The organism is Fulvivirga aurantia (assembly GCF_009711475.1).
GTDB classification, from domain to species: Bacteria; Bacteroidota; Bacteroidia; order Cytophagales; family Cyclobacteriaceae; genus Fulvivirga; species Fulvivirga aurantia.
Genome location: NZ_SMMD01000007.1, coordinates 1 through 209 on the forward strand (window position 1 = coordinate 1; position 209 = coordinate 209).

General features: G+C 42.1%; 1 protein-coding gene. It reads left to right on the forward strand.

Features of this window, described 5'->3' with window-relative positions; genetic code table 11:
• Window positions 1–41: 41 nt before the first annotated feature.
• Window positions 42–209: DUF3667 domain-containing protein (locus E1176_RS21425; RefSeq protein ID WP_155208560.1), on the forward strand; the 168-nt coding region annotated here is incomplete at its 3' end.

The following is a 209-nucleotide window of genomic DNA, read 5'->3' on the forward strand; positions in this document are numbered from 1 at the left end:
CTTTTAAAGGCGCAATAAATTATTTATTAGACGCCTGGAACATGCAAAAAGGTGGTCTCTATACGCTAAAATGGCTTTTTCTCAATCCAGGAAAACTCATACGCGCCTACCTCGGCACAGAGCGGTATATCATTACCTCTCCCTTCAAACTGCTGATCTTGACTACGGCACTTTCGCTCTTTCTTATCATTCAACTTGATGTACAGCAC